16 protein-coding genes are annotated in these 20,827 nt (G+C 65.5%); 14 read left to right on the top strand and 2 right to left on the bottom strand.

Annotation, left to right across the window (positions count from 1 at the left end; all coding sequences use genetic code 11):
* Window positions 1-476 precede the first annotated feature (476 nt).
* The 9 genes from R1L06_RS19155 to R1L06_RS19115 are packed head-to-tail and all read left to right on the top strand — an operon-like array spanning window position 477 to window position 12,837.
* Window positions 477-2,108 carry a TldD/PmbA family protein gene (locus tag R1L06_RS19155; RefSeq protein ID WP_317218496.1) on the top strand — a complete coding sequence of 544 codons (1,632 nt, stop codon included), beginning with the start codon at window positions 477-479 and terminating at the stop codon, window positions 2,106-2,108.
* A 30-nt stretch (window positions 2,109-2,138) separates the two neighbouring features.
* Window positions 2,139-3,773 carry a TldD/PmbA family protein gene (locus tag R1L06_RS19150; protein WP_317218495.1) on the top strand — a complete coding sequence of 545 codons (1,635 nt, stop codon included), beginning with the start codon at window positions 2,139-2,141 and terminating at the stop codon, window positions 3,771-3,773.
* A 21-nt stretch (window positions 3,774-3,794) separates the two neighbouring features.
* Window positions 3,795-5,129 (top strand): TldD/PmbA family protein, encoded by a 1,335-nt coding sequence (locus R1L06_RS19145; RefSeq protein ID WP_019336350.1) that lies wholly within the window; start codon window positions 3,795-3,797, stop codon window positions 5,127-5,129.
* Entirely contained in the window at window positions 5,129-5,836 is a 708-nt protein-coding gene (locus R1L06_RS19140) for a DUF4159 domain-containing protein (protein WP_317218494.1), read from the top strand. The genes R1L06_RS19145 and R1L06_RS19140 overlap by 1 nt, the downstream gene beginning before the upstream one ends.
* A gap of 16 nt (window positions 5,837-5,852) precedes the next feature.
* A complete protein-coding gene (locus tag R1L06_RS19135; RefSeq protein ID WP_279913122.1) occupies window positions 5,853-6,836 on the top strand; it encodes an AAA family ATPase in 984 nt (327 codons plus the stop codon).
* A 7-nt stretch (window positions 6,837-6,843) separates the two neighbouring features.
* Complete coding sequence (locus R1L06_RS19130) at window positions 6,844-7,740, top strand: DUF58 domain-containing protein (RefSeq protein ID WP_317218493.1); 897 nt, start codon at window positions 6,844-6,846, stop codon at window positions 7,738-7,740.
* The gene (locus tag R1L06_RS19125) at window positions 7,737-8,858 is read left to right on the top strand and encodes a BatA domain-containing protein (protein ID WP_317218492.1); all 1,122 of its coding nucleotides are present in this window, start codon (window positions 7,737-7,739) and stop codon (window positions 8,856-8,858) included. The genes R1L06_RS19130 and R1L06_RS19125 overlap by 4 nt, the downstream gene beginning before the upstream one ends.
* Window positions 8,855-11,029 (top strand): hypothetical protein, encoded by a 2,175-nt coding sequence (locus R1L06_RS19120; protein ID WP_317218491.1) that lies wholly within the window; start codon window positions 8,855-8,857, stop codon window positions 11,027-11,029. The genes R1L06_RS19125 and R1L06_RS19120 overlap by 4 nt, the downstream gene beginning before the upstream one ends.
* Complete coding sequence (locus R1L06_RS19115; protein ID WP_317218490.1) at window positions 11,026-12,837, top strand: hypothetical protein; 1,812 nt, start codon at window positions 11,026-11,028, stop codon at window positions 12,835-12,837. Before R1L06_RS19120 ends, R1L06_RS19115 begins: the two co-directional genes overlap by 4 nt.
* Before the next feature lie 130 nt (window positions 12,838-12,967).
* On the opposite strand, the gene R1L06_RS19110 is transcribed toward R1L06_RS19115, so the two are convergent.
* On the bottom strand, window positions 12,968-13,642 hold the full coding sequence (locus R1L06_RS19110; RefSeq protein WP_317218489.1) for a hypothetical protein: 675 nt from the start codon (window positions 13,640-13,642) through the stop codon (window positions 12,968-12,970).
* Between the two features lie 149 nt (window positions 13,643-13,791).
* Between R1L06_RS19110 and R1L06_RS19105 the strand changes: the two genes are divergently transcribed.
* A complete protein-coding gene (locus R1L06_RS19105; protein ID WP_317218488.1) occupies window positions 13,792-15,000 on the top strand; it encodes a hypothetical protein in 1,209 nt (402 codons plus the stop codon).
* Between the two features lie 6 nt (window positions 15,001-15,006).
* Window positions 15,007-16,077 (top strand): hypothetical protein, encoded by a 1,071-nt coding sequence (locus tag R1L06_RS19100; RefSeq protein ID WP_317218487.1) that lies wholly within the window; start codon window positions 15,007-15,009, stop codon window positions 16,075-16,077.
* 79 nt (window positions 16,078-16,156) lie between these two features.
* On the opposite strand, the gene R1L06_RS19095 is transcribed toward R1L06_RS19100, so the two are convergent.
* Window positions 16,157-16,675, bottom strand: coding sequence for a hypothetical protein (locus R1L06_RS19095; protein WP_317218486.1), 519 nt, complete (start codon window positions 16,673-16,675; stop codon window positions 16,157-16,159).
* A gap of 211 nt (window positions 16,676-16,886) precedes the next feature.
* Between R1L06_RS19095 and R1L06_RS19090 the strand changes: the two genes are divergently transcribed.
* The 3 genes from R1L06_RS19090 to R1L06_RS19080 all read left to right on the top strand — a co-directional run bounded on the left by R1L06_RS19090 (window position 16,887) and on the right by R1L06_RS19080 (window position 20,776).
* A complete protein-coding gene (locus R1L06_RS19090) occupies window positions 16,887-19,376 on the top strand; it encodes a DEAD/DEAH box helicase (protein WP_317218485.1) in 2,490 nt (829 codons plus the stop codon).
* Window positions 19,373-20,395: a ribonuclease H-like domain-containing protein gene (locus R1L06_RS19085; protein WP_317218484.1), complete on the top strand. Its 1,023-nt coding sequence runs from the start codon at window positions 19,373-19,375 to the stop codon at window positions 20,393-20,395. The genes R1L06_RS19090 and R1L06_RS19085 overlap by 4 nt, the downstream gene beginning before the upstream one ends.
* Window positions 20,396-20,461: 66 nt before the next feature.
* Window positions 20,462-20,776 carry an I78 family peptidase inhibitor gene (locus R1L06_RS19080; protein ID WP_317218483.1) on the top strand — a complete coding sequence of 105 codons (315 nt, stop codon included), beginning with the start codon at window positions 20,462-20,464 and terminating at the stop codon, window positions 20,774-20,776.
* Window positions 20,777-20,827 lie beyond the last annotated feature (51 nt).

Below are 20,827 nucleotides of genomic sequence, written 5' to 3'. Positions count from 1 at the left end.
GCCATCCATGGCGCTCACGCCCCCGCAACCGGACCCACCCCGCCTTCGACAGTTTTCTGCGGTCTGTCGGAACGGCTCTGACCCCGGATACATTTCGATATCTGACAGACGTGTCGACCAAGGTCGACACCTACCAACAGCCGAGTGAACCTGTCGAAGGTGGGGCGGTGTCGGATTGCGGGGTGTCAGCCGCATGGATGCGGCTGCCAAGCCTACAGGGACGTACTTGCGGCGTCCCCGCAGTCCGACACCGCCCCACCAACCCACGGAATGCCGCTCTGGCTCTGGCTCTGGCTTTGGCCGTTGCCGTTGCCGTTGCCGTTGCATTGAGCAGGTGCAGGGCGCAGCCCTGCCGAAACCCACCCAACCATGACTGCAGTCACTTGCCCGGACGCGCCGCGCTGGCGAAAGTCGAGGAGTTGACGTGATCGGTCCGGCCCGTTGCCAACCGCACGCAAGCGAGAGAGAGAAACGCTGTGCAACGACGTGAGTTCCTGGCTTTTTCCGGTCTGGGCCTGGCGGGCCTGCTGCTGCCGCATTCCCGTGCCATCGCCGCCGAGCAGCTGCTCGCCCCGGTCGATACCGCCCAGCGCAGACGCCTGGCGGACGTTGCGCTCGCCGCCGCACGCACAGCCAAGGCCAGCTACTGCGACGTGCGCATCGGCCGCTATCTCAACCAGTCGGTCATCACCCGCGAGCACCAGGTCGGCAATGTGACCAACCGCGAATCGTCCGGTGTCGGCGTGCGGGTGATCGTCAACGGCGCCTGGGGCTTCGCTGCCACCCACCAGCAGACCGAGACCGCCGTGCGCACGGCGGTCGAGCAGGCCGCAGCGATTGCCCGCGCCAACGCCGGCATCCAGACCCGGCCGGTGCAGCTGGCACCGACGCCGTCGGTGGGCGAGGTGCGCTGGCAGACCCCGGTGCGCAGGAACGCGATGGCGGTGCCGATCCAGGACAAGGTCGAGCTGCTGCTGGCGCTCAACGCCGCCGCGCTGAATGCGGGTGCCGACTACATCAATTCCACCCTGTTCCTGGTCAATGAACAGAAGTACTTCGCCTCCAGCGACGGCTCGTTCATCGACCAGGACATCCATCGCATCTGGCTGCCGTTCACTGCCACCGCCATCGACAAGGCCAGCGGCAAGTTCCGCACTCGTGCCGGCCTGTCCTCGCCGATGGGCATGGGCTACGAGTTCCTTGATGGCGATGCGCGCGGCAAGGTGCAGCTGCCCGGTGGCATCACCGCCTACCGCGATTCCTACGACCCGGTCGAGGACGCCATCGCCGCCGCCCGCCACGCGCGCGAGAAGCTGAAGGCGCCGTCGGTGAAGCCGGGCAAGTACGACCTGGTGCTGGACCCGTCCAACCTGTTCCTGACCATCCACGAGAACGTTGGCCACCCGCTGGAGCTGGACCGCGTGCTCGGCTACGAAGCCAACTACGCCGGCACCAGCTTCGCCACGCTGGACAAGCGCGATGCCGGTTTCCGCTGGGGCAGCGACATCGTCACCTTCTTCGCCGACAAGACCCAACCGGGCAGCCTCGGTGCGGTCGGCTACGACGATGAAGGCGTGAAGACCCAGCGCTGGGACCTGGTGCGCGACGGCATCCTGGTCGATTACCAGGCCACCCGCGATGAAGCCCATATCCTCGGCCGCAACGCCTCGCACGGCTGCAGCTATGCCGATTCCTGGTCCAGCGTGCAGTTCCAGCGCATGGCCAATGTCTCGCTGGCGCCGGGCAAGCAGCCGCTCAGCGTCGAAGACATGATCAAGGACGTGGAGAACGGCATCTACATCCACGGCCGCGGTTCGTACTCGATCGACCAGCAGCGCTACAACGCGCAGTTCGGCGGCCAGCTGTACTACCAGATCAAGGACGGAAAGATCACCGGCATGGTCGAGGATGCGGCCTACCAGATCCGTACGCCGGAATTCTGGAATGCCTGCGCCGCGATCTGCGACGAGCGCGATTTCCGCCTCGGCGGTTCGTTCTTCGACGGCAAGGGCCAGCCCGGCCAGGTCTCGGCGGTCTCGCACGGTTCGTCCACCACCCGCTTCAACGGCATCAACATCATCAACACCGCGCGCAGTCTCGGCGCTTGAGCCACCCATCGTTCGACATGGAGAGCAGCCTTGCAAAGACGTGACTTCCTTGCCCTGACCGGGCTTACCGCGGGCGGGCTGATCGTGCCCTCCTTCTTCGGCAAGGTGATCGCCGCCGAACAGCTGCAGTCCAGCCTCGACCCGGCGTTGAAGAAGCGCCTGGCCGACGCCGCGCTGCAGGCTGCGCGCAGCGCCGGCGCCACCTACTGCGACGTGCGCATCGGCCGCTACCTGCGGCAGTTCGTGATCACCCGCGAGGACAAGGTGCAGAACGTGGTGAACACCGAGTCCACCGGCGTGGGCATCCGCGTGATCGTCAACGGTGCCTGGGGCTTCGCCGCCACCAATGCGCTGGGTACGGCCGATGTAGCCAAGGCCGCGCAGCAGGCCGCAGCAATCGCCAAGGCCAATGCCGGCGTGCAGACCGCACCGGTACAGCTGGCCAAGGCGCCGGGCGTGGGTGAGGTGAGCTGGCGCACGCCGATCCGCAAGAATGCGATGGAAGTGCCGATCAAGGACAAGGTCGGCCTGCTGCTGGACGTCAACGCTGCGGCGATGGGCGCCGGCGCCAGCTTCGTCAATTCGATGCTGTTCCTGGTCAACGAGCAGAAGTACTTCGCCTCCACCGATGGTTCCTATATCGACCAGGACGTGCACCGCATCTGGGCACCGATGACGATCACCGCCATCGACAAGTCCAGCGGCAAGTTCCGTACCCGCGAAGGCCTGTCCTCGCCGATGGGCCTGGGCTACGAGTATCTGGACGGCGCGGCTGCCGGCAAGGTGGTCAGCCCGAATGGCGTGGTCAACTACAGCTCTTCCTACAACATGAAGGAAGATGCCATCGCCGCCGCCAAGCAGGCGCAGGAAAAGCTGAAGGCCCCGTCGGTGAAGCCGGGCAAGTACGATCTGGTGCTCGACCCGTCGCACACCTGGCTGACCATCCATGAGTCGATCGGCCACCCGCTGGAGCTGGACCGCGTGCTCGGCTACGAAGCCAACTACGCCGGCACCAGCTTCGCCACCCTGGACAAGCGCGAACAGCATTTCCAGTACGGCAGCGAGCTGGTCAACATCTTCGCCGACAAGACCCAGCCGGGCAGCCTCGGTGCGGTGGCGTACGACGATGAAGGCGTGAAGTGCAAGCGCTGGGACCTGATCAGCAACGGCAAGCTGGTGGATTACCAGACCATCCGCGACCAGGCCCACATCCTCGGCAAGACCGAGTCCGACGGCTGCTGCTATGCAGACTCGTGGTCCAGCGTGCAGTTCCAGCGCATGGCCAACGTGTCGATGGCACCGGGCAAGAAGCCGCTGAGCGTGCCCGACCTGATCAAGGACGTGGAGAACGGCATCTACATCATCGGTGACGGTTCGTTCTCGATCGACCAGCAGCGCTACAACGCGCAGTTCGGCGGCCAGCTGTTCTACGAGATCAAGAACGGCCAGATCACCCGCATGCTGGAAGACGTGGCCTACCAGATCCGCACGCCGGAGTTCTGGAATGCCTGCACCGCCGTCGCCGACGAGCGCGACTACCGCCTGGGCGGTTCGTTCTTCGACGGCAAGGGCCAGCCGGGCCAGGTCTCGGCGGTCTCGCACGGTTCGTCCACCGCGCGCTTCAACGGCATCAACGTCATCAACACCGCACGCAGCCTCGGCTGATCGGTCAGGAGCCCTTACACCATGAGTATCTTCACCGAAGCCCAGGCCAAGGCCATCCTCGACAAGGTCATCGCCCTGTCCAAGGCCGACGAATGCACCGCCGTGCTGGCCGGCGCGATCAGCGGCAACATCCGTTTCGCGCTGAACAATGTCTCCACCAGCGGCATCGTCGACAACACCGAGCTGGCGGTCACCGTTGCCTTCGGCAAGCGCGTCGGTACCGCATCGATCAACGAGTTCGACGATGCCGCGCTGGAGCGCGTGGTACGCCGCGCCGAAGACCTGGCGCGCCTGGCGCCGGAGAACCCGGAGTTCATGCCGGCCATCGGCAAGCAGAGCTATCGCGCCAGCCCGACCTTCAGCGAATCCACTGCAGCGATCGATCCTGCCTTCCGCGCCAAGGTCGCCGCCGATTCGATCGCCCCGTGCCGTGGCCACGGCCTGATCGCCGCCGGCTTCCTCGAGGACGGCCAGGGCTTCCAGGCCACCGCCAACAGCAACGGCAACTTCGCCTACCAGCGCACCACCAACTTCGATTACACCTGCACCGTGCGTACCGAAGATGGCCGCGGTTCGGGCTGGGTCGGCCGCAACCTGAAGGATGCCGCCGACTTCAAGGCCGACCAGGACATCCGCATCGCCATGCGCAAGGCCACCGAATCGGCCGAAGCCAAGGCGCTGGAGCCGGGCAAGTACACGGTGATCCTGGAACCGGCCGCGGCCGCGGGCCTGATCAGCTTCATGATGAACTTCTTCAGCGCACGCTCGGCCGATGAAGGCCGCAGCTTCCTGTCGAAGAAGGGCGGTGGCAACAAACTGGGCGAGCAGGTCTACGACCCGCGCGTGACCATGATTGCCGATCCGTGGCATCCGGACGCACCGGTGCTGCCGTGGGACGGCGAAGGCATGCCACGCGAGCGCATGGCCATCATCGAGAACGGCAAGATCGCCAACCTGGACTACTCGCGCTTCTGGGCGCAGAAGCAGGGCAAGACCGCCAAGGCAACGCCGGGCAACCTGCTGATGAGCGGTGGCGACAAGAGCACCGCCGAGCTGGTGCGCGGCACCCAGAAGGGCATCCTGGTCACCCGTACCTGGTACATCCGCATGGTCGATCCGCAGACCGTGCTGCTGACCGGCCTGACCCGCGACGGCACCTTCTACATCGAGAACGGCCAGATCAAGCACCCGGTGAAGAACTTCCGCTTCAACGAATCGCCAGTGATCATGCTCAACAACATCGAAGAGCTGGGCAAGCCGGTGCGCGTGGCCGGTGATGAATCCAGCTACGTGATGATGATCCCGCCGATGAAGCTGCGCGATTTCACCTTCACCTCGCTGTCCGACGCGGTCTGATGGATCGCCGGGCCTGCCTGCGCTGGTTGGCCGCTGCCGCTTCGGCGGCGGTGCTGCCGGCCTTGGCGCAGTCAGGCCCGCGCAGTTCGCGCTACGACTTCTGGTTCACCCGCCTGCAGTACGACTCCGGCGACTGGGACGTGGACGCGCGCATGCCGTCCAACCTGATCACCTCGCTGATTGACTACACCTCGCTGCGCGTGGATCCGCAGGAGCACGTGGTGGCGCTGGCCGACCCACGCATGCTGGAAGCGCCGTTCTGCTACCTGGCCGGGCACACGCTGGTGGAGTTCAACGCCGCCGAGCGGCAGAACTTCGTGCGCTATGTGCGCAATGGCGGCTTCGTCTTCGTCGACGACTGCAACCACGATATCGACGGCCTGTTCGCCACCTCGTTCGAGGCGCAGATGGGTCGCCTGTTTGGTCCCAAGGCACTGCAGAAGCTGCCCAACAGCCACCCGCTGTACCGCAGCTTCTTCCGCTTCCCCGATGGCCCGCCCGCCACCAGCTTCGAACTCAACGGCTGGGGCGATGACCTGGTACACGACTACCTGAAAGGCATCGAGGTCGACGGCCGCCTGGGCCTGCTCTACAGCAACAAGGACTACGGCTGCGAGTGGGACTACGACTGGCGCAACAAGCGCTTCCTGGCCGAAGACAACACCCGCTTCGGCGTCAACATCGTGATGTACGCGTTGAACAATTGATAGGACCTGCACGACCATGACTTCCCCCGACCTCGATTCCCTGCTGCCGCGTCTGGATGCGCTGCGCGCCGCGCTTGCACGCGCCGTGGTGGGCCAGAACACCGTGGTCGAGCAGCTGTTGATCGGCCTGCTGGCCGGCGGACACTGCCTGCTGGAAGGTGCGCCCGGGCTCGGCAAGACCCTGCTGGTGCGCTCGCTCGGGCAGGCGCTGGAACTGCAGTTCCGGCGCGTGCAGTTCACCCCGGACCTGATGCCCAGCGACATCCTCGGCACCGAGCTGCTGGAGGAAGACCACGGCACCGGCCATCGCCACTTCCGTTTCCAGCAGGGCCCGATCTTCACCCACCTGCTGCTCGCAGACGAACTCAACCGCACCCCGCCCAAGACCCAGGCCGCGCTGCTGGAAGCGATGCAGGAACGCACGGTCAGCTACGCCGGCACCACCTACGCATTGCCCGCGCCATTCTTCGTGCTGGCTACGCAGAACCCGATCGAGCAGGCCGGTACCTACCCGCTGCCGGAGGCACAGCTCGACCGCTTCCTGCTGCACGTGCTGGTGGATTACCCGAGCGAGGACGAAGAGCGGCAGATCCTGGAACAGACCACCGGCGGTGCCACCGACGCGGTGCCGAAGGTGATGGATGCCGAAGCGGTGATCGCGCTGCAGGCCGCAGTACGCCAGGTGCATGTCAGCCCTGATGTGCTGGCCTGGATCACCCGCCTGGTGCGCGCCAGCCGCCCAGGCGAAGGCGCACCGGCGGCGATCAACCAGTGGGTGAAATGGGGTGCCGGCCCGCGCGCCGGGCAGTCGCTGGTGCTGGCGGCGAAGGCACGCGCATTGCTGCAGGGCCGTTTCGCCGCCACCCGCGAGGATGTCCAGGCACTGGCCGCACCGGTGATGCGCCATCGCCTGCTGCTGTCGTTCGCCGCCGAGGCCGAGCAGAAGCGTGCCGACGACGTGGTCGCCGCCCTGCTGCAGGCCGTGCCGTTCCCGGGTTGATCCACGCGTGAACGCTGGTACGTCGTTGACCCTGCCACCCGAACTGCGCGCGCGCCTGCGCCTGCTGCGGTTGCGGCCGCGCCTGGCCAGCGGTGCGAGCGGCATTGGCCAGCACGCCAGCCGCAGCCGTGGTGCCGGCCTGGAGTTCGCCCAGTACCGGGCCTACGAGCCGGGTGACGAACTGCGCCAGATCGACTGGAAGCTGTATGCACGCTCGGACCGCTTCTTCGTGCGCGAATCCGAACGCGAAAGCCCGATCACGGTCTGGCTGCTGCTCGATGCGACCGCCTCGGCCGGCCAGGCAGATCGCGCCGCGCCGGAACGCACGCGCCTGGATCATATGCGCGGCGTTGCCGCCTGCCTGGTCGAGCTGGCCCTGCAGCAAGGCGACCGTTTCGGCCTGCTGGCGATCAATGGCGATGGGCTGCAGCTGGTGCCCGCAGCGAGCGGCGCACGCCAACGTGACCGCGTGCACCTTCAACTTCATGCGCTGCAGGCGCGCGGCGGCTGGCCATCGGCGGATCGACTACGCCCGCTGTGGGAACGCGTACGCCCCGGCGACATGCTGCTGGCCATTGGCGATGGCTTTGATGAAGCCGGCATCGTGCTGCTGGAACAACTGGCCAGCGCGCGCCGTGAAGTGGCCCTGCTGCAGATCCTGACTGCCGACGAGCGCGACTTCCCATTCGACGCCGGCCACCGCTTCCGCGACCCGGAGACCGGCGAGGAACTGCTGGGCGATGGCGCGGCGATCCGCAGCGACTACCTGCAGCACTTCGCTGACGCACGAAACGCATTGCGGTCGCGCCTGCAGGCCAGCGGCATCGCCAGCGCCACCGGCTGGCTCGACCAGCCCCTGGACCAACCACTGCAGGCGCTGTTTGGCCGTGGGGGCGGTGCATGACCCTGCTGTTCCCATTGGGTCTGGCCGCGCTCGCCGCATGGCTGCTGCCGCTGCTGATCCACCTCGCCCGCCGCCATCCGTACACACCGCTGGATTTCGCCGCGCTGCGCTGGCTGCGCGCACAGATCCGGCCACGCCAGCGCATCCGCTTCGATGACTGGCCATTGCTGCTGGTGCGCCTGCTGTTGCTTGCCGCGCTGGCTTTGCTGCTGGCACGGCCTGCGTTGACCGGCCCCGTGCCGGCCCCCAGTGCATGGACGGTGGTGGCCCCGGGGCTGGATGCCGCCGCACTGCGCGGCACCGCTGCGGATCGCAACTGGCACTGGCTGGCGCCCGGCTTCCCGGCCATTGATCAGGCGCCCCCCGCAGCCAGCGCATCCCTGCCCAGCCTGCTGCGCGAACTGGATGCGCAGCTGCCAGCGGGCACCGCGTTGACCGTGCACGTTCCCGATCCCCTGCCCGGCCTGGATGGCGCCCGCCTGCAGCTGTCGCGTGAGGTGCAATGGCACACGCAGCCGATGCCGGTCACTGCGCAACCGCGTGCCGCAACGTCGCCGCGCCTGCGCGTGCACAGCGATGCTTCGGCCGCTGCCCAGCACTGGTTGAATGCACTGCAGCGCGCGTGGGGCGTGCAGGCGCCGCTCGCTCCTCTGGTGGCGGATGCCCTGCCCGAACGCGGCGAGATCGGCGTATGGAGCCGCAACGACGCACTGCCGGCGAACTGGCAGGCGTGGCTGCAAGATGGCGGCAGTGTGCTGATCGCCGCCAAGCCCGCCACGGAAGCCCAGGTCCTGCTGCGCAGCGCCGAAGGCGTGCCGCTGTTGTGGCAGCAACGTGTCGGCCTTGGCCGCCTGCTGTCACTACCGGGTGATTGGGATGCCGCCAGCAACACCGCGCTGCGCGATCCACAGCTGCCGCGTTCCCTGCTGCTGGCCCTGCAGCCGCCGCCGTCGCCACGCGTGGGCGATGCACAGGACCAGGCGCCGCGCCAGATTGCACTGCCCGCCGCAGCATCGCCGGTGCGTGAGCCCACGGCGTGGCTTCTGCTGGCAATCGTGCTGCTGTTCGCACTGGAACGCTGGATGGCCAGCAGCGCGCGGCGCAGGGCGATCGCATGAAGACGCTGCAGCATGCCTGGCAACGTGCGCGTCGTCGCCGCGCCGCCATCACCCTGCTGCTGGGCCTGCCGTGGGCGCTGGCTGCGACGGCGCTCGCACTGCGGCTGTCCGGTTTCGATATCGCCTGCGTGGTCGCCACGGTCAGCCTGCTCGCCTGCGCGGCCTTCGCCACTGCACGTGCCCGCCAGCTGGACCGCCAGTGGCTGCAGCGCCAGCTCGATGGCAGCGGTGCCAGCGAGGACAGCGCCGACCTGCTGTTCGCCGACGCCACCACGCTCAATCCGCTGCAGCAGCGCCAGCGTGTGCATGTGCTGGCCACGCTTGAACGCGCGATGCCGGAGCTGCGTCCGCGTTGGCCGCACCTGGCGGTGATGCTGTGCTGGATCGGTGGCTTGGCCGTTGCCCTGCTCGCGTTCGGCTGGCCGCGTTCGAACCCAGACCCGGCAGCCGTTCATTCCGCCACGACCGGCAGCACGGCGTCCGCAGGCCCGCTGCAACTGCAGTCCAGTCGCCTGCGCATCGACGCACCGGCTTACACCGGGCAAGCCACGCTGACGCAGAGCACGCTGGATGCCAAGGTCGCCGCCGACAGCCGGCTGTCGTGGTCGTTGCGCTTCGACCACGCACCGGCCAAGGCATGGCTGCAGTTCCACGATGGTCGACGGCTGCCGCTGAGCGAGCGCGATGGGCAGTGGCAGGCACAGGATGTGGCGCGCACGCCGGTGCTGTACCGCGTGGTGAGCGAACCGGCGCTGGCCGAAGCCCGCCTGTACCGGCTGGATGTTGTGGCCGACCGCGCGCCCAGCGTGCGCGTGCTGGAGCCGGCCGCCAGCCTGGTGCTGGGCACGCCCGGGCAACGGCAATGGGCGCTGCGCTTCGAGGCCAGCGACGATTACGGTGTCGCGGCGCAGGCAACGCTGTCGATCACCACCACCCAGGGCAGCGGTGAGAACATCACCTTCGTGAAGCGCAGCGTCACGCTTGCCGGCAGCGGCGAAGCCACCGCGCGGCGTTTCGCCCATACCCTTGATCTGGCTGCGCTGGGCGCACAGCCCGGCAACGATGTCATCGCCCAGCTGGAAGTGCGCGACAACCATGCGCCCACGCCGCAGACCGGGCGCAGCAGCAGCGTGATCCTGCGCCTGCCCAGCACCGAAGTCGCACTCGGTGCAGAGCTGGAAGGCCGCATCAAGAAGACCCTGCCGGCCTACTTCCGCAGCCAGCGGCAGATCATCATCGATGCCGAAGCGCTGATCCGGCAGCGCCGCACTCTCGCCGCCGAGGATTTCGTGAAGCGCAGCGATGCGATCGGTGTCGACCAGCGCATCCTGCGCCTGCGCTACGGCCAGTTCCTGGGTGAGGAAAGCGAAGGTGCGCCGAAGCCACCGCCGACCAGCGACCTGCCCACCAGCGATACGCCCGCCGCAGACGACCACGATCACGACGACGATCACGATCACGACCATGGCGCCGAGGCCGGAGCGCACGATGAGCATGACCACGATCACGGTGGCAAGGCGACCAATGCCGATACGCCGCCGGTGTTCGGCAGCGCCACCGACGTGCTCTCCGAGTACGGCCACACCCATGACCATGCCGAGGCGGCCACTCTGCTCGATCCGCAGACCCGTGCCACGCTGAAGGCGGCGCTTGACCAGATGTGGTCGGCCGAAGGCGAGCTGCGCCAAGGCCGCCCGGAGCAGGCGCTGCCGTTTGCCTACAAGGCGCTGGGTTTCATCAAGCAGGTGCAGCAGGCCGAGCGCATCTACCTGGCCCGGGTTGGACCGGAGCTGCCGCCGATCGATGAGGGCCGCCGCCTCGGCGGTGACCGTGCCGGGTTGGCCAGCCGCGAACTGCCGTTGGCCGCACGCACGCCGCCGGACCCGGCCATCGTCGAAGCCTGGCAGCGCCTCGGCGACGACACAGGCGCGCCGGATCTGAATGCGCTCGCGACCTGGCAGCAGCGCAACGCCGCCTACCTGCCCGATGCACTCGATCTGGCTGCGGCCATCGAGCAGCTGCGCATCGAACCGGGCTGCCGCGACTGCCGCCAGCGCCTGCGCGCGCAGTTGTGGCGAGCCCTGCAGCGACCGCTGCCGCAGGCGATGCGGCGTAGTGCGGCCGATGCGATGGGGCAGCGCTACCTCGATGCGCTGGAGGCGCAGCCATGAACGCCTCCGCTGTGAACCTGTGGATTGCGCTGGCACTCGCCCTGATCGTGGTCATCGCCAGCGCGCGCCAGCTGCATGGAGGCACCGCGCGCCCTGGCCGCCGGTGGATCGTGATCGCACTGCAGATCATCGTCGCCGCGCTGCTGTATTTCTGCCTGGTGCCGCCCACCCGCCAGCAACCCGCAGGCGGGCTGGTCGTGCTCGGAATCGATGCCGGCAAGGCCGGCGTGCTGCCGGCCAGCGTAGGCCCGCCGCTGCTGTTGCCGGAAGCTGCCGATGTGCCCGGTGGGCAGCGCGTGCCCGACCTGGCCACCGCGCTGCGCCAGCATCCAGCCTCCACGCTGACGCTGGTCGGTGCGGGCCTGGCCGCACGTGACCGCGACGCGGTGTTGCCGCCGGATGTACGTTGGCAGGCCACACCGGAGCCGCGCGGCTGGATCGCACTGCAGCCACCGGTCGACGTCGCCCCCGGTGCGCGCTTCGCCGTGCAGGCGCAGGCGCACGGCGTGGCAAAAGCCAAGGCAGAGCTGCTCGACCCGGCCGACAGCGTGGTGGATCGCGCGGTCGTTGACGACGACGGCCGCGTGCAGCTCAGCGGCATCGCCCGCGCGGCGGGACGCAGCGTATTCCGCCTGCGCCTGCTCGATGCCGATGGTCACGTGGTGGATAGCGTTCCGGTACCACAGCAGACCGTACCCGCGGCGCCGTTGCGCCTGCTGGTGCGCGCCAGCGCGCCGGGCCCAGAGCTGAAGTACCTGCGCCGCTGGGCGGCCGATGCCGGCATCCGTGTGCAGGTGCAGGCTGATACCGGGGCCGGACTCAGCGTCGGTGATGGCCCGGTGCCGATCGATGCAGCATCATCCCTCACGCGCAGCGATCTGCTGCTGCTGGACGAGCGCAGCCTGGCGGCATTGAGTGCGGGCCAGCTGGCCGCCGTGCGCCAGGCGCTGCGCGATGGACTGGGCGTGCTGGTACGCAGTGCCGGCGCACCTTCGGCCAGCGCGCGCCAGCGCCTCCGCGATCTGGGCCTGCCAGTGCAGGGCGATGGCAGCAGCCGCACCCTCGAACTTCCCGGCGATGGCGAAAGCGCCATCCTCGCCGCACGACGTGGCCCGCTCGCCGCCGGCACGTTGCCGACCGGCTACGGCGAAGAGGCCGACCGCAGCTCGCACGGTGCCGCCCTGCCTGCGCTGGAAGCACTGGCGCTGCAGTTTCCGGGCAGCACCGCACTGCTGCACGATCGTGCTGGCAACACCATCGGCGGCTGGCGCGCGGTCGGCAAGGGTCGCATCGGCCTGTTGCCGCTGACCGACAGCTGGCGCTGGGTGCTTGCCGGGCGCGATGACCGTCATGGCGAACTGTGGAGCAGCGTGGTCGCCACGTTGGGGCGGGCACTGGGCAGCAGTGATGCACTGTGGTCGCCGCAGCCGATCAGCTGGGCAGGCGAACGGCAGTCAGTGTGCGGCGTGCAGGAACCGCTGCAGGCCTTCAATGAGCGCGGCGAAAGCGCACCGTTGATCGTCGATGGCGCGACTTCTGCAATGCGCTGCGCCGGCTGGTGGCCCCGCGAATCGGGCTGGCAGCGCCTGCAGCATGGCGACAGCACCGTCTGGCGCTATGTGTTCGACCCGAAGGACGCACCCGCACTGCATCGGCAGGCGATGATCGATGCAACCACGCAGGCGTTGGCCTCAAGCACTTCGGAAAACACGCTGATGATGCAGCCAGTACCGGGCTCGCGCTGGCCCTGGTGGCTGGCCTTCGTGTTGTGCGCATCGCTGCTGTGGTGGCTGGAACGGCGGCGCTGATCCCGGGGTCGGATCCCTTTCGCCCGCGAAAGGGCTCTGACCCCACCGATTGGATCGCAAGCATCATCCACGCATGGCGTGGATCTACTAGCCGGTTGCCCTGGTAGATGCCAACCTTGGTTGGCGCTTTTCAACGCTTGCCCGCGCGCCGATACACGCCATTGAAGCGCACGTTCATGCCACCGCATTCGCTGTTGTCGGCCACGATCAGCACCTCCCCCAGCGAATGCACGCGCACCTTGCAGGTGTCCTCAACGAACTCGACGTCGGCACCACGCGGCGCCGCGCGCGCTTCCACCTGCCCCATGTTGGGCCCATAGGGTCGGACCTCCGGCGACGGATTGGCCGACGGCCAATAGGCATCGCCTTCCACATGCAGCTGCCCACCCTGCACCGAAATCTGCAGACCGTTGTCGCCATCCTTCCAGTTGCCCACCCAGTCCTGCAGCGACAGGTTCGCCACCGGCAACGCCTGCAGCTTGCTGCGGTCGACCCAGCCAGCACTGCCGCCGACCTTGTTCGGGAAGAACGCGCAGCGGTAGCGGCCAAGATCACGCCCGGTCACCACGGTATCGCCGTTGACCACATAGCTGCGCTGGCGGCAGGCAGGTTCGCCTTTCGCCGGGCAGCCGTCCATGTCACCAAGCAGGTACAGGCGTGGTGCATCGACCACCCGCGCCAGTGCGAACCGGCTCTGTTCGGAGGAGAACGCGCCGTTGCGGCATGTGCCATCGCCCGCGATGGCATCCGCAAAGGCGGACGCCGGCAGCAATGCGGCCAGCAGGCAAATCGAACGCAGGAACATGGCAGCACTACCGGTGAGGGAGCCGGCAGGATATACCGGCCTACTTCACTGGCGCTGCATCGCCGGAGAAACAGAGTTCATAGCACTGCCACCGTCAATCAGTCCGGAATTCCCATACAATCAGCAAATCTAAGGACCGGAACGAATCGATGGCTGCTAAAAAAACAGACTTCCCTGTTGTTACTCTGGTCGATGGCAAGAGTTCTTGCGTTTCAATGCTTGCAACCATGGACCTCAACTCTTACATCGGGCTAGTTGAAGCAGCGTACGAGGACCAGGGCGGCTTGGCCGGCCAGAGAGCTCCTATCAAGACCAAGACCGGGATGAAGATCCGCTCGCGCCTAGTCGACGATCTAAAGCATGGAGCCGTGATCCCTCCTGTCGTTATCGGCGCAGTGGTTTCAACTCGCATGCTGAACAAGCTCAAGAAGATCAAGACATCTCATGAGCTTATTTCATCACTTTCTGACAACAAGGTGGATCTTTCCATCATCGATGGAATGCAGAGAACGACTGCTCTTCTTGAGGCAAGTTCCCAGGTAAAGATTAAACAGAGCGTCCGCATTGAGCTCTGGATTGCACGTAAAGTCGATGATTTGATCTATAGAATGCTGGTCCTCAATACGGGGCAGGTACCTTGGGATCTGAAGCGCCAGCTTGAAACTCTCTACAAGCCGATTGTGGAGACCATTAAGGAAGGCATTCCCGACATTAGGGTCATTGGTCTGGATCAAAGTAATCGTCGCTCTCAGGGTGGCGAGTACAGAAGCACCCGTGTCATCGAGCTCTTCTTGGCATTTACATCGCGATCCATTGACATTGATGTCAAGGAGCGCGTTGCAGAAGAGTTCGCCAAAATTGATATTACTGAAGCCACCTCCAGTGAAGGTTTTCTGCCACTATTCATCGATTCCTTGAGGATGATGTCCGACCTTGATAGAGAGGTCAGTCGGCTCGGGAAAGAAGTTGCAACCGACTTCAATGAGGGTGGAAAGGTTAAAGTCGGCCGGGATCTGTTCACCTCAGCGCCCGCATCCATCGGATTTATGGTTGCGATTGCCGAGAGTATTTTTGGCTCTCCCGGGTTTGATTACTCGCTTACGGACGCGGAAAAGGACCTTGCAGTTATCAGCAAGAGCCTAAGCAAAATCGTTAAACACATGAAGAATCTATCTGACGAGGCGCTAGGGGATTTTATTGACCTTGCGACGCTCAATCAGAGGCTGGGCGCACAGTCCGGCCGTATTGGCGAGTATGAGAGAAATCTATATAAACAAGCGTTTGGAACATTGATTTCCAAGCCTGATCAGATCATCAAACAGGGCTCCATGGCCCCTTGCTGGCTCAACTCTCGATAGGAATGCATGTCCATTTCGGTGAAGCGACTCATTACGGAAGATGTATGGAAATGGCTATGCGGTCACAGCTCAATTTCTTCAGACGACTTAGGCAAACTGGATCATAGCGCCTTTTGGATCCGAGCTGGTGAGCCGGGCGATGAAACGGTTGCCGAAGAGTCCTCTGAGGTGGACTTATTCAGAAAGATCCGCAACGTCAAAAAATCATCTTTTGGGAAATTCGACTTCCTAAGATTCAGCACAAAAGATGGCGAATTTATCCTCACACTGGATAGTGACGGAGCTTTGGAGATTTTCAACAATCATGACGATTATGAAACGCAGCCAGCTCCGCTATTGATGAGCCTGCTGTTTGCAACAAAAACTGGCGCAACCGCGACATCAATTGTGCCGGCAAGACTACTGATCGAATGGGCGAGTAGCGAAGCTCTGGCTGATGATCTTCGAACTTATCTCCCGAAAGTTATCCTAGTATCGCTGTCGGGAGAGCGCGCCAAGTACGGGCTTTCACTCCTTTCAACACTAATGGATTGCGAGTATTCGACGAGAGACTCCAGCGGAGAGCAATGGCTACGAGGTGAGCTCTGTGATTTGGCACTACGCCTACCCGACAATGAACACGAGTGGCTCTATGCTGATCTATCAAATGCGGCTAGATCGACACATGTCGAGCACAAGTATCTTCTGATTTATAGAATATTTGAATTTTTCTTTCCCATGGAAGGAATAAATTCGCTTCGCGATTCAGCCCAAGTGGTAGATACCCACCTCAACCTTCTTCAGAAATGCAGGACTGATCTCAACTGGTTTTGGCGGCACGATACAAGCGCCCAGGCAGTGGCTCGATTTGCGAAAACGGGCAGATTCGCCGAGCCCCTAAAGGCTGCCGGAATCATTTCGGAAGACGCAACAGTAGAGCAAGCCGCCTCCAAATTAGTATCGATCAGAAATCAGCTCGCTCACCAAGCATACAAATTTGACGTAGTAGATGAATCATGTGTACGGGCCGCAATCGCATCGTGCATCATGCTCTGCTCGGATGCATTCGAAACATACAATGAGTGGAGATTCAATTAACACTGAGACGTCGAACGCGATTCAATTTCGAATATTATTGCATCCACAATCCGATTTAATTTCCTCATCTATGCAGTCATCATCTACGAGATGAGGAGTCACATCCGTCCTGCTGCTGGCAGAAACGCAGCGCGCGCCGCTGCTGCTCGGCGCTCAGCTCCGGCGGTGGCCGGGCAATGGCGGACTGGATCTGGTCGGGGCCGCCGGTGAGCTTGTTCAGACCCCGGCCCGCCGCCAGCACGCCCTTGACCACACCCATCATGATGTAGCCACCGCCCATGCTGACCTGCTCTGGCGACGGTGGCTCGCTCCAGTCACGACTGAAGCGGTTGTCGCCGAACTTCACCGGATTCTTGAAACGGTACAGGTCCAGCGGCTCGTCTTCGGGCTTGAGCGCACGCACTTCGCCGAGGGTGGTGACATTGTCCTGCGGCGGGGTAGCGGAGATGGGCGCGGCGTTGGCATGCGGCTCCTCGGCCGTGGCTGCCGGTGGTGGCGCAGGCGCGGTTGCTGGCGCGGCCTGCTGTGCCTGCGCGATACCGGCCAGCAGCATGCCAGCCAGGAGTGCTCCCTGCGTTCCACGTCGTGCCACAGCCATCCACCCTGTTGGTTGCGTCCAGCACCCAAGGATACGGATGCTGGCTTCAGATTTCGTTGCTGCACTGGCAGCTGTTCAGCCAAGGGAGATGCGGCGACGCCACCCGGCGCGAGCACTGAACGGTTCACGCCCTTCGCGTGCGATGTCTCACATCCTGAGACGTGAGTGTGGTGCCATGTGACCCCTCGAAAAACGTCCTGGCTCCATTTCCATGGCTTACGAACTCGCCAAGCGCACCGCCGATGCCGAGCAGAAGCTCGCCACCCGTGATGGCCTGCCCGCCCGCGACGGCGCCCTGCTCAGTGCGCGCCTGCAGCGCCGCTACCAGGACCGTATCACCGGCAGCTTCGCCATCCCCGGCCGCGAGGGTCGCTACGCGCCGCTGCCCGATTCAGTGCCGCCTGCCCTGGCTGCAGCGCTGAAGGCACGTGGCATCGAGCAGCTCTACAGCCACCAGGCCGAGGCCTGGGAGGCCAGCCAGCGTGGCGAGCATGTGGCCATCGTCACCCCCACCGCCAGCGGCAAGTCGCTGTGCTACACCCTGCCGGTGGTCAGCGCGGCGATGCAGGACAAGGCCAAGGCGCTGTACCTGTTCCCGACCAAGGCACTGGCCCAGGACCAGGTGGCCGAGCTGCTGGAACTCAACCGTGCCGGCGATCTGGGCGTAAAGGCCTTCACCTTCGATGGCGACACTCCCGGCGATGCGCGGCAGGCGATCCGCCTGCACGGCGACATAGTGGTGTCCAACCCGGACATGCTGCACCAGGCGATCCTGCCGCATCACACCAAGTGGGCGCAGTTCTTCGAGAACCTGCGCTACATCGTCATCGACGAAGTGCACACCTACCGCGGCGTGTTCGGCAGCCACGTCACCAACGTACTGCGCCGGCTCAAGCGCATCTGCGCGTTCTATGGCGTGCAACCGCAGTTCATCCTGTGCTCGGCCACCATCGGCAATCCGCAGGCGCATGCCGAGGCGCTGATCGAAGCACCGGTCACCGCCATCACCGAGTCCGGCGCGCCCAGCGGGCCCAAGCAGGTGCTGTTGTGGAACCCGCCGGTGATCAACCCGGATCTGGGCCTGCGTGCCTCGGCGCGCTCGCAGAGCAACCGTATCGCGCGCATCGCGATCAAGTCCGGGCTGAAGACCCTGGTGTTCGCGCAGACCCGGTTGATGGTCGAGGTGCTGACCAAGTACCTGAAGGACATCTTCGACCACGACCCGCGCAAGCCGCCACGCATCCGCGCCTACCGCGGTGGCTACCTGCCCACCGAACGCCGCGAGACCGAGCGTGCGATGCGCGCCGGCACCATCGACGGCATCGTCAGCACCTCGGCACTGGAGCTGGGCGTGGATATCGGCAGCCTGGACGTGGTCATCCTCAACGGCTACCCCGGCAGCGTGGCCGCCACCTGGCAGCGCTTCGGCCGTGCCGGCCGCCGTCAGCAGCCGGCGCTTGGGGTGATGGTGGCCAGTTCGCAGCCGCTGGACCAGTACGTGGTGCGGCATCCGGACTTCTTCGCCGAGGCCTCGCCTGAGCACGCGCGCATCGCGCCGGACCAGCCGCTGATCCTGTTCGACCACATCCGCTGCGCAGCCTTCGAGCTGCCGTTCCGGGTCGGTGATGGCTTCGGCCCGATCGACCCGGAAGTGTTCCTGGAAGCGCTGGCAGAGACAGAAGTGATCCACCGCGAAGGCGAACGCTGGGAATGGATTGCCGACAGCTATCCGGCCAACGCGGTCAGCTTGCGCGCGGTGGCCGACGGCAACTTCGTGGTGGTCGACCGCAGCGATGGCCGCCAGCAGATCATCGCCGAGGTCGATTATTCCGCCGCCGCACTCACCCTGTACGAAGGCGCCATCCACATGGTGCAGTCCACGCCCTACCAGGTGGAGACGCTGGACTGGGAAGGCCGCAAGGCCTACGTCACCCGCACGCATGTGGATTACTACACCGACAGCATCGACTTCACCAAGCTCAAGGTGCTGGATCGCTTCGACGGCGGCGTGGCCGGCCGTGGCGATTCGCACCATGGCGAGGTGCACGTGGTGCGCCGCGTGGCCGGCTACAAGAAGATCCGCTACTACACCCACGAGAACATCGGCTACGGCCCGGTGAACCTGCCCGACCAGGAACTGCATACCACCGCGGTGTGGTGGCAGCTGCCGCAGGCGCTGTTGCTGCGCGCGTTCGCCAGCAAGCAGGATGCGCTCGATGGTTTCCTCGGCGCGGCGTATGCGCTGCACATCGTCGCCACCGTGGCGGTGATGGCCGATGCGCGTGACCTGCAGAAGTCCGTGGGCAACGGCGATGGTTCCTGGTTCGCGATCGCCGACCAGAGCGGCCGCGGCCAGCTGCGCGGCAGCGAGGGTGACCCTGGCGTTGTCGAACTCCTGCAGGAGTTCGTGCCCACCGTGTACCTGTACGACAACTTCCCCGGCGGCGTCGGCCTCAGCGAGCCGCTATGGCAGCGCCAGGCCGAGCTGGTGCAGCGCGCGCGCGAACTGGTGCAGCGCTGCGACTGCAAAGCCGGCTGCCCGGCCTGTGTCGGGCCGGTGCTGGCCGCGCAGGAAGAAGATGAGACTTCGCCGCGTGCGCTGGCGCTGCGTGTGCTGGACCTGTTCGATGCCGAGGCCTGCCAGCACGTGCCCGACGTGGTGGTGACCTGCCGCGATCCGATGGAGCTGCTGGCACCGTGAGCCTGAGCCTGGACAAGCTGCGCCTGCTGCGGAAGCAGGCCGGCGATCCGAAAGCAGCTACACCGGCGGCGCCGGATGTTCCCGCGGCACCTGCGGCACCGGTAGCCGCCAACGATGCGCGGCAACCACTGGCCGAACGTTCGGTGTTCGCCTGGGTCGAACAGGAAATCCGCCACAAGCCGACTGGCGCTGCAGCCTCCCCACCGGCACCCGCACCGCTGCGTCGGCCGGAAGTGGGCAGCCTGCATCGCCTGCTCGGCCTGCGCACGCGAGGCGGTCCCGCACCTGCACGCGCCAGCGCGCAGGATCGCCAGCTGCCTGGCGAGGAAATCGCACCGGGCCTGTTCCTGATCGAATCGCTGCAGCCGCAGCCCATTCCGGCGCAGTCGATGTCGCTGGATTTCGCCCGCCGCGAAGGCGAACACGTGGCCCCACGCAACCTGCTGTTCTTCGATACCGAGACCACCGGCCTGGCCGGCGGCACCGGCACCCGCGCCTTCATGATCGGTGCCGCCGACTGGCATGCCTGCCCACAGCGCGGCGAAGGCCTGCGTATCCGCCAATTGTTGATGTCGACGATGGCCGCCGAGGACGCGATGCTGGCCACCTTCGCCAGCTGGCTGCAGCCGTCCACCGTGTTCTGCAGCTACAACGGCCGCAGCTACGATGCACCCCTGTTGAAGGCACGCTACCGACTGGCCCGCCAGCGTTGCCCGATTACAGCGCTGGATCACGTCGACCTGCTCTATCCGACCCGCCGCCGCTATCGCGGCACGTGGGAGAACTGCAAGCTGTCCACCATCGAACGCCAGCTGCTGCGCGTGGTGCGCGAGGATGACCTGCCCGGCTCGGAAGCGCCCGGCGCATGGCTGCGTTTCCTGCGCGGCGGCGACGCGGTGAACCTGCGCCGGGTGGCCGACCACAACCACCAGGACGTGGTGACCCTGGCCCTGCTGCTGCAGCGGCTGGTACGGGAAGAACAACGTGAACGCGAAACCCTGGCGCTGGTCGGGAAGTAGGCGTTGACGCGGCCTGACGGTGGCAACGGTGACACTGCCGCCACCATCCACGCGTGGAGCCCGACGATGCACCTCAATCCCCTGGTCCTGCTCGCCATCCTGCCGTTGGCCGCCTGCAGTCACGCTGGCAGCAGCACCTCCCACGATCCCGCGCCAGCGCCCGTGGCCGATACCGCACACGAATGCAAGCCGGAGGCGCTGGAAGCCTTCACCGGCAAGACCGCCGACGAAGCCACGATCAAGAAACTGGTGGCTGACAGCGGCGCGCGCGGTGCACGGGTGGTCAAGCCGGGCATGGCGGTGACCATGGACTTCCGCCAGGACCGCGTGACCGTGCAGGTAGATGCGCAGAACCGCATCGAGCGCGCCAGCTGCGGTTGATCGCCTCAGGGTAGTGCCGGCCGCTGGCCGGCTCCCCACATTGCCGGCCAG

The sequence above is a fragment of the Stenotrophomonas mexicanensis genome, assembly GCF_032911605.1.
In the GTDB taxonomy this organism is placed as follows: Bacteria; Pseudomonadota; Gammaproteobacteria; order Xanthomonadales; family Xanthomonadaceae; genus Stenotrophomonas; species Stenotrophomonas maltophilia_A.
This window is presented reverse-complemented; position numbering and strand designations above follow the sequence as displayed.

What these genes read in the sequence shown, in the direction of transcription:
- R1L06_RS19105 (WP_317218488.1), top strand. Translation starts at nt 13,792, where the DNA reads ATGGCTGCTAAAAAAACAGACTTCCCTGTTGTTACTCTGGTCGATGGC.
- R1L06_RS19110 (WP_317218489.1), bottom strand. Translation starts at nt 13,642, where the DNA reads ATGTTCCTGCGTTCGATTTGCCTGCTGGCCGCATTGCTGCCGGCGTCC.
- R1L06_RS19140 (WP_317218494.1), top strand. Translation starts at nt 5,129, where the DNA reads ATGGATCGCCGGGCCTGCCTGCGCTGGTTGGCCGCTGCCGCTTCGGCG.
- R1L06_RS19135 (WP_279913122.1), top strand. Translation starts at nt 5,853, where the DNA reads ATGACTTCCCCCGACCTCGATTCCCTGCTGCCGCGTCTGGATGCGCTG.
- R1L06_RS19080 (WP_317218483.1), top strand. Translation starts at nt 20,462, where the DNA reads ATGCACCTCAATCCCCTGGTCCTGCTCGCCATCCTGCCGTTGGCCGCC.
- R1L06_RS19115 (WP_317218490.1), top strand. Translation starts at nt 11,026, where the DNA reads ATGAACGCCTCCGCTGTGAACCTGTGGATTGCGCTGGCACTCGCCCTG.
- R1L06_RS19120 (WP_317218491.1), top strand. Translation starts at nt 8,855, where the DNA reads ATGAAGACGCTGCAGCATGCCTGGCAACGTGCGCGTCGTCGCCGCGCC.
- R1L06_RS19145 (WP_019336350.1), top strand. Translation starts at nt 3,795, where the DNA reads ATGAGTATCTTCACCGAAGCCCAGGCCAAGGCCATCCTCGACAAGGTC.
- R1L06_RS19095 (WP_317218486.1), bottom strand. Translation starts at nt 16,675, where the DNA reads ATGGCTGTGGCACGACGTGGAACGCAGGGAGCACTCCTGGCTGGCATG.
- R1L06_RS19090 (WP_317218485.1), top strand. Translation starts at nt 16,887, where the DNA reads ATGGCTTACGAACTCGCCAAGCGCACCGCCGATGCCGAGCAGAAGCTC.
- R1L06_RS19100 (WP_317218487.1), top strand. Translation starts at nt 15,007, where the DNA reads ATGTCCATTTCGGTGAAGCGACTCATTACGGAAGATGTATGGAAATGG.
- R1L06_RS19125 (WP_317218492.1), top strand. Translation starts at nt 7,737, where the DNA reads ATGACCCTGCTGTTCCCATTGGGTCTGGCCGCGCTCGCCGCATGGCTG.